Source organism: Shewanella sp. SM55 (assembly GCF_025654025.1).
Lineage (GTDB): Bacteria > Pseudomonadota > Gammaproteobacteria > Enterobacterales > Shewanellaceae > Shewanella > Shewanella oncorhynchi.
Genome location: NZ_JAKKRS010000023.1, coordinates 1 through 12,296, shown reverse-complemented (window position 1 = coordinate 12,296; position 12,296 = coordinate 1). Strand labels below are relative to the sequence as shown.

The window sequence follows — 12,296 nt, the reverse complement described above, 5'->3', positions numbered from 1 at the left end:
CTGCCATTTGATAAAGTACTAGTAACGGGTTAGCAGTCTTGGTGGACAACCGTCTAACCCGCCAGCCCTCGTAAGAGGGCGTTCCTTCTAATTCATCCTATCCAGCAGTGCCATTTCGGCTTTTCTTAGCCAGAAGATATAGGACTTTTTGCTGTCAAATCCCATTAAGGCCCACTGCTCTTTGCACAGATAATGGGCGCGGATGGCGCGTTTGCAGTTAATGGATAACAGCTCAACGAGGTGGTCATAATGGGCGACGTGGGCAGGCACGTTGAGTTCGTGCTTTAAGTTGCCGCCGCCCAGCGCTTCGCCTAAACGGTCGCAGGCGCTGCGGTTCGAAAACCCCTTGCCTAACTCTTGGTGCACCCAATAACGGCCCCAGCGATAAAGCCCTAACCGCAACGCCTTAATGTTCATCATCTGCTCGGGATCATTGTGCAAGCCCCCCAGATAAAAACTCATAGTTTTCAGTTGGAGTGACAGTGACGAATACGAACCCCATCGGCGGATCACCACCTTCTAAGTTGGTAGTACCAATTACTACATCATTAATTCGAATTTCGTAGATCACTCAAACCTCTTATCTAATCCATGGTATTTGTAACTATTTTATTTTAATTTTTTTATTGGTGAGCAAATTTGAAAACGCGGACGAAGGTAGGATTAAAATTTTTCAAAATCCTCATAATTTGAATATGACTGTATTCCTGTCCAGTTTTTAGGCATAGCAAGGAATTGCAACATTTGAGTTATATGCATGAAAATTTCTAGGCCAGAGAGTCTGCTTTAGATTGAGCCACAGACAACTCGTTAACTTTCCTTGGGGCATAACTTTGCCAGCATTCTCACTCAGTATGAATAGCCAGATTTAAATTCGACAGATTCCGGTTCCAAAAATATACTACTAACGCTTGTATGGATAATAAACTCACCTGATTACAAATAATTTCCAGTTTCGGGTAATGTGAGACCCAGGCTTTAGCTGCAACTAAAGCTTTCCTTGTCGTAGTTCGATTGAACGCTGGCTCCTCTATTGAGAGACCGATAACAAGAAAGAACGCGACAAAGGACTCCAAGCAAAATACTCGAATAGTCTACTGGGTCTCGAACCCGCATTTGCAAGCAAGAGTTAGCTTATTATGAAAACAACTTCTAATCAAAACATTAACGTAGGTGTTGATACTGGCAAGTTTCAACTCGACATTTATATCCGCCCTCTCAATATCTATTTCACTGTATCGAACGATGAAAAAGGGATTAAAGAGGCCGTCAAAACTATTAAAAAATACACTCCTGAGCGCATCGTTATCGAAGCGACAGGTCGTCTTGAAATGCCCTTCATTATGGCCTGCGCTGAGGCAAACTTACCTTTTGTCATCGCAAACCCTGTTCACATAAAACGCTTTGCTGGTGCCATTGGTCAACGGGCAAAAACTGACAAGCTTGATGCGCAACTTATAGCGCATTACAGCGAAGCGATTAAGCCGACCTTATCAACTTTAAAACCTGATGTAATGCGTGCTATGAGTGATTTAGTCGCAAGACGAAATCAACTATTGGTGATGCAGACGATGGAAAAAAACCGCCTTCAAATATTGCCAAAAGAACTTGAAATGACCATTAAACCTATTTTAACGGCGTTCAAAAATCAGATTGAAAAGATTGAAATAAAAATCGTTAAACTCATTGAGTCAAACCCTGATTATCAAGCGAAAAATATACTGCTTCAGAGTATGAAAGGTATCGGTAAAATCGCCGCAGCTTCCATCATCAGTAACTTACCAGAATTGGGTTATATCAGTAACAAGGAAGCAAGCGCATTGGTCGGTGTGGCACCGATGAATAAAGAAAGCGGGCGCTTTAAAGGCATGCGAAAAATACAAGGAGGAAGGCATCAAGTGAGAACGGTTTTATATATGGCAATGATGTCAGCCATACAATCTAACCCGGTTTTTAAGAGCACCTATCAGCGATTAGTTGCCACAGGGAAACCTAAAAAAGTGGCTATCATTGCCTGTATTAGGAAGATGGTGGTGACGTTAAATTCGATGTTGAGAGACGGTGCCCTATGGGAAGCGCCAAAAGCGATAAATTAGTTATTGACGCCATAGTCTCTTGTTATGAGAAACGCGGCTTCGGCTACACTCGTAGACAGATGAATTCAAATAGCCCTGTTCTCTTCCGCGCATAGCGTATTGACCGCAGGTAGCGCGTAAGAGAGCCACTTAATGTGGCTCTTATCGTTTATAGAAACGCGATATTCGAGGGTGAATGAGCGTGATAGATTCGCCCTTTCAGTACCCACCATAAGAAAATTTGGAACTGTTTCATCTTAAGGAAGATCATCAGTATGATACTGACTCTAGGATTGGGGCTAAAGCGCGTTAAGATTGCGAGCCATTACCACGAAGAAATCTAAGATTAACGCAACACACACTACAACGAGCTAGGGGCTGCCATACATTTTCATAAAGTTGTATGTTCCATTAAATTTCATCAGTCTTTCTTCACGTGACAACACTGCTGATGATGTTCATCCTAAAAAATATTCTGTCGCTTTACCTATTTTTTCACGTCTGAGTATTCCAGCAGTAACCATTTCATCAAGTCTTTGCTTAACCGTGTTATAACTAAGCCCCAGTAGTTTTTCGACCTCTCTGGCTGTAATTGTCGGTTTTTTTCGATAACGAGGCTCACCAGCAACAAAACCAATAATTTTTTTCTCAATATCATCTAAATCAGAATACTGCTCGGCCAATTCAGTCATTCGATATGCTGCACGCTGGTATGCAGAAACGAATTCAGTAATGGCACGATTGATAATACTTAACTGATATCGAATAAAATAGGTTAAATCTAAGTTGTCCTGCTCACAATCCAGATAGCTCTGACCGTATTTAGTGGGCGATTTTTTCAACAGTGCTGAAATCGCAATATAGCGGAAACCCGTATAACCACACTTAAACAGATACCAATAAAACAAAGCTCTTGCTATCCGTCCATTACCATCACGGAACGGATGAACATAGCCAATGACAAAATGAAGAGTAATGGCCTGTATAACCGGATGAATGTGATCGTCAGTCGAGTTTAACCAATTCACGACGCGGGATAATAGGCACTCAATAGCATCATGCTTTGGTGGCTGATGAACGACCTCACCATCAGCGTTCACAACCGCAATATCATCTGTGGTTCTAAATATCCCAGAGGTGTAGTTTTTTTGCTCTAAGTGCTGCGTACCCATTCTATGTAAGGTTTTTATCAAATCAATACTGAATGCCTCATCCTTGAGGTCCCACGCTGCATTCATTAAGTCAGCATTCCCAACAATCATCCGCTCACCATCAGTACAAGGCCTACGCTTCTTTCGGAGCATTTCTTTCGCAATCAGCGTCGTTGTTGCAGCGCCCTCTAGCTGACTACTCGATATAGCTTCATCATCAATCAAATTATTTTTAAAGTGCTCAAAATGTACGCTTTCTCCGATTTGCTCAAGCACTCCGAGCATCGCACTATGCGTGGTGTAGCGGTCAATCTGTGACAAAACCCGACTAAACTCATGCAAGTGATTAAATCGGCAATATGTCATGAAGTCAGGAGATTGCGATAGCGCTCGGTTTACGGACTCCGGCAGGTGTAGTGGTAACGGTTTATTTTCTAACGGGGTGAGATTGATTAGCGAACTGTCTCTATGTAGCCGAACTAACCACCAACAGAAATTAACATTTAGGCTAGGCTTAACGCTGCGTCTAAATTCATCAAAGGAATGATACTCGATATGAAGTGAACTGATGTAATCCATGTATTTATTAGGATCATCACCATGATTACGGATCTCAAATATAACATCACTGATAGTGCTAAACGGACACTCAGGCGGTGATAGATACTGACCTGGCATAAATTTTATCTCAAAAAATCCAGTTATTGAGACAAGATTAATCAAATTGATAGAATTGAACGAGCTTTTTGTTACATAGAACTTCATTCATGGCTTTACAGTAATTAACGTACAGAGGCTTCATTGAATGCATTGAGTTAGGGCAAACGTGTAAATCTCTCTAATCACTTTATCTCGGGCAGACAATTCTACCCGGTCGTACAGTGTGGTGTGAACATGTCTGGGCGCGTGTTCCATTTTTGCGCGATACCTTGAGTGGTAATTAAGAGAGTGCCTGCGCCGTAACGCTGATTGTTAGAATCAAGAATTTGTATTAACGCGGGGTTAGCTTTTAGCGCGTTGAACAAATCTAACCGGCGATGTTTATGCTCACTAAATCGATTAACACTACACCGATGTTGTAATGGTGATGACGGCGCATTTCTCATTCAAGCGGTTTCAAGCCAACTCGGCATCCCTTTTCAACCACCAACAGACTTAGACTAACGCCCTTCCAAATGAGTTATAGCGATATTAATGTTTGATAATAAATTAAGGTAGCAAAAACATGTACTTTGGGGGTTCATCTGGCCAGGTCAAAAAGGCCTTTGATAATCGCTCAGGCAAAAACCTTACGAGAAAGCTCAGACATTTATAGCCCTGTGTTACAGGGCATGCTTAATGGGATGTTGGATCGCAAGTGAGCATGGCCGTTTCAGTGCACTATTGAAGGCTAAGAATACTCCCCTGCTTCTATTTTATTTAGCCATTCATTGACTAATTTACAGCCCTCTGGTGTTTGCATTAATGCGATGGGCTTATTGTTACCTAGTACTGGGATTTCACTATTAAACAGTGTTTCAGCGAGGGTTTTCTCACCATAAATTTCACATGCCCTATTAAATAGGTACTCGGTACTTAGTGATGTTGAGTTCATAAGGTTAGTTCGCTTCTCGTAAAAGGTGTCATTCCAAGTGTAGCAAAATCATCAATGATTAGCCCTGTCATAATCATTTTCTGTTCATCAAGATATTTAGCGGCATTCATAGGTTTGAAAATACTTTTTAGCATAACAATTCACTCTGGACGATTAACTGCTTATACCTTTAGGCTGTATATTACGCTGCAATACACATTACTATTGAAATATATATCAAATAAAATTAAGTGTGCACGGCAAAATAAAAGGAAAGTTAAATTAACCACACTGTCAAAGTATTAATAATATCCGAATTGAATATGAAATTAATAGGTGTGAAATTCATAAGCTTATGATTTTAGGTTTGTTTATTTTTGGCACCATCATTCGTCACTGCTCTCGAATACAGCGTGTGTTTTCGTGAAAAATATAAACAAGTCAATATGAAAACGTGAGGCGCCGATGGGTGGCAACATATTTACGATATTCAAAAAATATTCAAACCTCTCTTGCGTTCGCTAAAAATATTTATTTACACAATAATTTGGAATCACTAATGTGTATATCTATCCATAAAGCGAGGTTAATATGAAACCCAGAAAAATTCCGCGACACAGTAAAGTGATGGCGCGCATTCATTTCCATTCACAAAAAAATGATTCTACACGTTTCTGTGATAGTGAACTAGAAGTTGCTCGATTATTGCTATTGGAGTTTGAGGATGATGTCATTGCATATAATACCCAACCGGCGTCATTTACATATCTCGTCAACGGAAAAAATAGACGTTATACGCCTGATCTCATTATTTCACATAAACATAAAGGGGTGTATTTCGAGGAAATTAAACCAAAAGACAAACTCGGTAGTCAAAAAAATATTGAAAAATTCGATATTCTCTCAAAAGCCTTTGCCGCCATCTCTGACAATGGTTTAAAGCTCGTTACTGAAGAACAAATCTATGTCGGCAGTACAATTGCAAATCTAAAAAAACTCTATCATTACCGGTCACTTACGCTGTCAGAACAATGCCAGCAGGTAATGCAAGAATTACCCTCGCGTATCACATATTGTGGTCTCATTAGCTGGGCAGAATCTCATCAATGTCATGTTTATGATCCGATGATCCTATTAGCAAATCGATGCTACACATTCGACTTAACTTGTATGTTAAGCCCATTAACTCATCTGGAAAGATCTTATGGCTCAACAAATCTTTAAAGCCAATATGGTTATTTGTCGCAATAATCGTGACTACCGGATAGTCATGCTCGATGACACGTTAGTGACACTAGAGGTTGTGGACAGCAAACATCATCAGGTGTTATCGATTGACCAGCTATTGTCTGAATATCAACTAGGAAGTTTGAGCCTCCCTAAGACAAATCTGAATCTTGACCAATCTTGGCTAAACGAACAACAGAAGGCTGATCTTCGGCGTTATAACACCTACCTAAACTATCTAGACAAACTCGAATACCCAGGTGCAATACGTTCACTCAATATGGCTATTTCGACATGCGGAGAGATATTAAATGAACCGGTGAATTGCCGTCCATCAACATCAACACTACGGCGCTGGTATTCAAAATGGCTAAACAATAATAGACAATTCATCTATCTGCTGGCCTCCAGAAAACACGATCCAAACCTGACACTCAGCTGCAGAATCGATGCAGCGATGCGTTCTCTCGTCGACGATGTCATTGATAGTTTTTATCTGACTCTTAATGGCCCCAACGCGGCGGATTGTTACCGAACGCTTATGCAACAACACAGGCGCATGGCACTTGACTGCCCAATGATATCAAAATCGACATTTTACAGAGAAATAAAAAAATTAGATGAAAGCGTTATTATTAGGCGGCGGCAAGGTTCGATCGCTGCAAATAAATATCTGCGCACTGCAAACCATCAATATCAGGTCAATGGGCTATTTGAAAGATGTGAAATGGATGCGGTTCACGTCGGTATTTATCTCGTTGATCAACAGGGCGATATCGTTGGGAAGCCGATCATTTTCTTGATGATTGATGCTTTTAGCCGCTGCATTATGGGAATGCATATCAGTATCCAAGAAGGAGAAACCACTAATGCAGCGGTGAGCGCATTACGCCATGCCATTTTGCCCAAATCCAATCAACAATATTCCTTTATGGAAAATCCATGGACATGCCATGGTACGCCCATGGATCTGTACGTCGATTCTGGCGCAGCATTCATTAATGAATCATTCGACGCACTATTAGCTCAACTCAAGATCAATCGAATCGCTGGGCCGTCACGCCAGCCCTGGAAACACAGTTTTATTGAACGCTTTAATAGTACGTTACGCGACAAACTCAAGGGGATACCTGGATATGTCGGAAAATTAACGGATGGTTTCACCTATGATCACCCGGCAAAGCACTATGCCACCCTGACGGTCGAGGAATTCGAAAAGATTGTCTGTATTCTCATCAATGATATATACCATCAAGAAGCGCATGCAGGAGTAGGAAATCAAACGCCAATAGCGATGTGGAACACACATATTCGCTATTCTCCGGCTATTGTGCCTGCCAATGTTGCGATATTTGATCTTTACCTGCGGCAACAAAAACGAGGCACACTCCAGCAATTAAAGGGATTGCAGTATAAAAATCAGTTTTTTAATTCCATGGAATTACGAAACCTTTTTGAACAATTAAAAAAGAATAGTCGTGATCGCGGCAAAGTCACTTTTTATGTTGATGAGCTAAACGCCAGTAATATCATGGTCATTAACCCGTTAAACCAATCTGTGTTAACTGTGCCTAACACCAACAAATTAGCTTGGGGAAAAACCTTCCTGCAACTGAAAATGACCAAGAAAATTTTCATGCCGAACGCAGGCGAACTGAAGGTCAACGATATCACAAAACAGGCTCTCGAGCGTAAAAAGAAAGCCGCTCGAGACGTGAAAACGAGCCACAATCTTGCCGATGAGGCGTTGTCCATGGACACACCGCTGACTCAAGATGTTATTCAAGACATGTTAACTAAACGTGAAAAAGTGGCTCATCAAGCGCTGGTATTATCGCCAGCAAAACCGACGGGCAGCGATGTCCCAGAATCCGCCGTGATCCCTAAAATAATCAATTACCAAACCAGCTAGGAATAACACATGGATCACTATCAACCTCAACGAAAGCCTATTACCACAGCATTTTTATCTCGTTCAGTTTACCACTTTGAGTGCAATGCAGTGATTGCGGCATTAGAACGCAGCCTGAAAACAACTGGCCTTAATCCGACTGGGCTGATGATTGTTGGCGATTCTGGTCTTGGTAAATCCACAGCGCTGAGACTGTTTGAACAACGATTCAGTCGACCTGCAACAGAAACACATTCCTACAAAACAGTCGCCAATGTCGTGACCCCTGTGGATGCCAGTGTGAAAAGCTTGTGCTCCGCACTACTGAAAGTCTTGGGTTGCCCGACGCCAGACAGAGGAACCGCCAACAGTATGTTCACTCGGATCACCACCTTGATCCATGAGCTCGATACAAAAATCATCATTTTTGATGAAATTCAACATCTAACTGAGCGTAATGCCCAGAAAAAAACGCGGCCAGTTATCAATCTCGTTAAAAACCTGATGACCGAAACAAACTGTCCGGTCGTCCTCGTTGGTATGCCTGACGCGACAGATCTATTGAGCATGGATCCGCAATTAGCACGACGATTTTCGAAATCGGTGACGCTCAAGCCTTTTAGTATGACTGATGAACTCATCACTGAGGAATACACGGCCTATGATCTGTATGTTTCATTTCTCCACTCGATTGCGTCTTTCATGCCAATCAAAACCATTAATCTCATCGATCCGAATGTTGCTCGTCGTCTCCTTGCCGCCAGTCGCGGAAAAATTTCTATCATTATTAAAATTTTGGAGTTTGTGATCGAGAATAGCCTTGACGGTAAGAAGGCGACGTTACTCGATTTTTCCACCGCGTTCCGTGATATTGCTGATCATGACATCTCACATTGTCCGTTTTTAATCACGAGCAACCAATTAGAAAAGTGGTATTTTTCATGAGTGCAGTGACATTACCCATCAGATTGCGCCCCTATGAGGCCGAATCCCTGCCGTCCTACCTATGTCGGCTAGCCACCGTCAATGGCTGGTCAACCATGGCCGAATTTTTATTGGTCATGGGGATAAAGAAAACCAAAATCGATCCGGATGTCTCGCTTGACCGCCTAGTGCAATTAACCCACCTTCCCCACTCGGAGTTTCTACCGCGCATGGAGGAGATCCCAAGGTCCATGCCAGCGCGGATGTTCTATCAACACTCCCCCAGATTTTGTCCTATTTGCATCGGCACCACACCGTACGTGCGTCATGTCGAGCACTTTAAGACAGCGCTATTTTGTGTAAAACATCGTTGTAAACGCATTGATCAGTGTCCCTGTTGTCAGCATCCCCTCACTTGGCAGCAGCATCTATTTAGTCACTGTTTGCAGTGCAAAAAACCCTGGGCCACTTTACCCGCCAACCATGAAATCGATGTTGATTATCAACAATGGATTGAACAAGAAGAAGGCGCAGAGGAGCGGTTGCACTTATTGCATCGGGCAATCACCCGTCTGATTTATCCGACCGATCTCGATCCCCTTCCACCAAACCACAAATTGAGTCTAGACAGTCAGTACATTCTCGATGCATTTCACCTGTTGCAAGGCCGTTTTGACCTGATTTGGGGCAAACAATGTGCCGAAGATCGTCACTATCTCAGCCTCTTTGGTGAACATCATGTGCAGTCCCCCCTCACCAGCTTGCGTGAGCTGAATGGCTTACCGGCTCAGGTGGCTGAAACCCAATCCACATGGCCCAGTTATACCGTGCACGACAGAGTGGATAAACATCCACACATTACAGTGCCTTTAGCGTGTCGAGTGAGTACATTTTACCTGCGTCAGCTGCTCGACTTAACAGCTGTTCAACTGAGTATTCTCGAGGACAGTGGCCATTTTGATAGCCTATACCACCTATCCAATTCACGGCACCGAACTTATGATATGCGCCAAATTTATCGCTGGTTTAAGACACGTATTAGCCAAGATAAATGTGCCTATTACCCTGAACAGAGTTTTAACAAACTGCTTATGATGTATGGCATCGAGTTCAGTCGACTGTTCGAGGGGATCCATCAGGGAAAATTTCGAATAGCCTTGGCCAGCTACAATGAGCAATTAACACTCCACCTGGCCGCTGAGGATGTGAAACAGTTTGTCGAAGATAATGAAGTATTTGATCCACAAGAAGACAAATCGCAAAAGTGGGTTGCTAGGCGTTTGAGGATCCATTTTGCGGGAATGAAGGAGATGATCCGCCCAGGGCTATTTGCCTGCAGCCGCAATCGTGACATCACACGCGCGTCATTGCAGGCAGTGTTAGTGCAATATTCATCATTACAGCGCTGGTGTTACCTGCGTAGTTACCACCGTTATAGTGTTGAGCGTGTGATGGTCGAGGCACAAATTATCCCCATTTTTAGCTCAACGTATTGCACTCTGTTGACCCATGAACAGTTAGCGCAATTGGCAGTGCTCACCGACAGCCGAGCCGAACTTCAATTAGAAAACAATCCAAAATGGGTGGTGTAGTGTCATTTTTGCATGAAGCGACGCTTCGACAATTCCAAGGGCAATGTGAGCCACAAACGGTTATAAACTTTCATGCTGTTGCAACGCTAAATCGCCGATTAAATGCGTATAAATCGACATTTGCGGGCGATTTTGCCTTAAAACGGCTATAAATCAGGGTAAACTTGCCGATTTAACATAAGCACGAATTGCGCGCAGTCGACCCCAGATGCCTTAACGCCTGATAAAGATCATATAAGACGCCACAAGCTCACCTCATTGCGCGTAGCCTATACAACACTCACTTCAATCCAAGCTTTTTCAACAAAGCCCGCGTCAATGGTAACTTATCAAGGCGCTTACTCAATGGCTTCAACGCTAAGAACAACATGTCTTCAAGGCCCTCTCGGTCATGGTGATAAAAATGAACGAACACTCGGCCGTGATGAGCTTTGATGTCTTTTCTACATCACAAAGGATGGCATTGACGTGCATCAAGCTGCTCCACAACGGCATCCAAGTGCTTTCTCTGTGCACTCAATCAATTAGTTATTTTGATCGTGATTTTTTCTCAAAAGATTGTCTTCGTTGAATTCAAATAGTCTTCACTTTAATTCCATGCTTACACTTCTGATAAAAATAGAGTGATAAATTACTTAAAAAACTATATTATTAAATATAAATAAAGTCATATTTCGGCCATCTTCAATCAGATGCTGATTAATTTATTAGCGCTTAAAATCATATTCTTTGACAAAAAAGCGCTTAAAATCATAAATTATGACAATTTAAAGCCTTCCAAAGAAAATCGTATTTTCTAACTCGTTGTTTCTACGCATTTCCCAAACTCATTTTGTATGACAAGCCACATGTGTGTGGCTTGTCATTCCAAATGAGTTTTGTGTCATTTCGTGAGTCTGACTTTTGTTATTATATATCAAGGCTATAATTCACTCCGCCAACAGCTTTGCTCCATTATGGTGCAAAGCTGTTCATCCAGAGCGCATTAAACTTTGTGTTTGCTGCTTTTTGACAAAGCGCATCTCACACGCAGCTATGCGAACACTTTTGAAGTATAGATGACGTGTTAGAAATGAATTTTATGAAACAATGCCCCAATCAAATTATGTCGCTCCATTAGAATGATTACTTACAATAATTCATAGGTTTACCAAGCTTAATTGAAATTGGTTCGTAGCTATATTTCCACTGCTTAATCTTACCGATTAATTTGTTGTAATGTTGATGACGTGATTTATCAACATCGGAGTCGTTCGAACACATCACCAGTTCCACTTGACTGTATCTTAAACAATTTAATCGTCGCTACGTGAATGCTTTGGTATATTGGACTCGCAAACTAGCCAGAAACACCTAGCAACGCGCTTATGCTTGTCCAAAAAGTCACAATAAAATACTAAGATGTTGCCGATTTTGAGCTGCTATGGACATAAATATGTCATTTTCAGGAGTTTTTATAGATATCGAGTGAAGCGCCCTAACCTTCTTTGGGACAAAAGCGTGTTAGGACGTGGGCCGTATCAGGCGAATTTCGGATAAAAATTTATATGGATTAACGCCTAGCTCACCGGCAAAATGCGAGTGCAGCGAGTATTCTGTCCGGTGAAGCTGCTTGTGTACGCCCAGCATGGGCATGAACTAATGAGGTGAAAGTCCTCTGTAGGAAGGTCACCGTTCAATAACATCCTGTAATTAAACGTTAACTACTAGCGAATGGCAAGGGCTTATCCGCGAGGATTGGTCTGAAGGAAGCCGCTAGCAAATTTGCGAGCTGATGAACAAGAACATCATATGAGGCGTAGGCTAGAGGTGAGTTGGCACAAGACGACGAAACCACGTGATCTAATGGCCACCGTAAATAAT

At 42.2% G+C, this 12,296-nt stretch carries 9 protein-coding genes; 5 read left to right on the top strand and 4 right to left on the bottom strand.

Going from position 1 to position 12,296, the window contains the following annotated elements:
* Positions 1–87: 87 nt before the first annotated feature.
* Positions 88–462: a hypothetical protein gene (locus tag L5L91_RS21855; RefSeq protein ID WP_263237742.1), complete on the bottom strand. Its 375-nt coding sequence runs from the start codon at positions 460–462 to the stop codon at positions 88–90.
* 677 nt (positions 463–1,139) lie between these two features.
* Here L5L91_RS21855 and L5L91_RS21850 point away from each other — a divergent pair.
* On the top strand, positions 1,140–2,096 hold the full coding sequence (locus L5L91_RS21850; protein WP_107948140.1) for an IS110 family transposase: 957 nt from the start codon (positions 1,140–1,142) through the stop codon (positions 2,094–2,096).
* A gap of 437 nt (positions 2,097–2,533) precedes the next feature.
* On the opposite strand, the gene L5L91_RS21845 is transcribed toward L5L91_RS21850, so the two are convergent.
* The 3 genes from L5L91_RS21845 to L5L91_RS21840 all read right to left on the bottom strand — a co-directional run bounded on the left by L5L91_RS21845 (position 2,534) and on the right by L5L91_RS21840 (position 4,820).
* Positions 2,534–3,904, bottom strand: a complete 1,371-nt coding sequence (locus L5L91_RS21845; RefSeq protein ID WP_411569330.1) for a Fic family protein — start codon at positions 3,902–3,904, stop codon at positions 2,534–2,536.
* A 188-nt stretch (positions 3,905–4,092) separates the two neighbouring features.
* Positions 4,093–4,332: a DUF4113 domain-containing protein gene (locus L5L91_RS22765; RefSeq protein WP_411569329.1), complete on the bottom strand. Its 240-nt coding sequence runs from the start codon at positions 4,330–4,332 to the stop codon at positions 4,093–4,095.
* A gap of 284 nt (positions 4,333–4,616) precedes the next feature.
* Positions 4,617–4,820 (bottom strand): MbcA/ParS/Xre antitoxin family protein, encoded by a 204-nt coding sequence (locus tag L5L91_RS21840; RefSeq protein ID WP_063884429.1) that lies wholly within the window; start codon positions 4,818–4,820, stop codon positions 4,617–4,619.
* 570 nt (positions 4,821–5,390) lie between these two features.
* On the opposite strand from L5L91_RS21840, the gene L5L91_RS21835 reads away from it, so the two are divergent.
* Genes L5L91_RS21835 through L5L91_RS21820 form a run of 4 tightly spaced genes read left to right on the top strand, consistent with a single transcriptional unit; the run spans position 5,391 to position 10,433 of the window.
* The gene (locus L5L91_RS21835) at positions 5,391–6,023 is read left to right on the top strand and encodes a Tn7 transposase TnsA N-terminal domain-containing protein (RefSeq protein ID WP_263237738.1); all 633 of its coding nucleotides are present in this window, start codon (positions 5,391–5,393) and stop codon (positions 6,021–6,023) included.
* On the top strand, positions 6,004–7,938 hold the full coding sequence (locus L5L91_RS21830; protein ID WP_263237736.1) for a DDE-type integrase/transposase/recombinase: 1,935 nt from the start codon (positions 6,004–6,006) through the stop codon (positions 7,936–7,938). Before L5L91_RS21835 ends, L5L91_RS21830 begins: the two co-directional genes overlap by 20 nt.
* A 9-nt stretch (positions 7,939–7,947) precedes the next feature.
* Complete coding sequence (locus L5L91_RS21825; protein ID WP_263237735.1) at positions 7,948–8,862, top strand: TniB family NTP-binding protein; 915 nt, start codon at positions 7,948–7,950, stop codon at positions 8,860–8,862.
* Positions 8,859–10,433: a TniQ family protein gene (locus L5L91_RS21820; protein WP_263237734.1), complete on the top strand. Its 1,575-nt coding sequence runs from the start codon at positions 8,859–8,861 to the stop codon at positions 10,431–10,433. The genes L5L91_RS21825 and L5L91_RS21820 overlap by 4 nt, the downstream gene beginning before the upstream one ends.
* Positions 10,434–12,296: the final 1,863 nt, after the last annotated feature.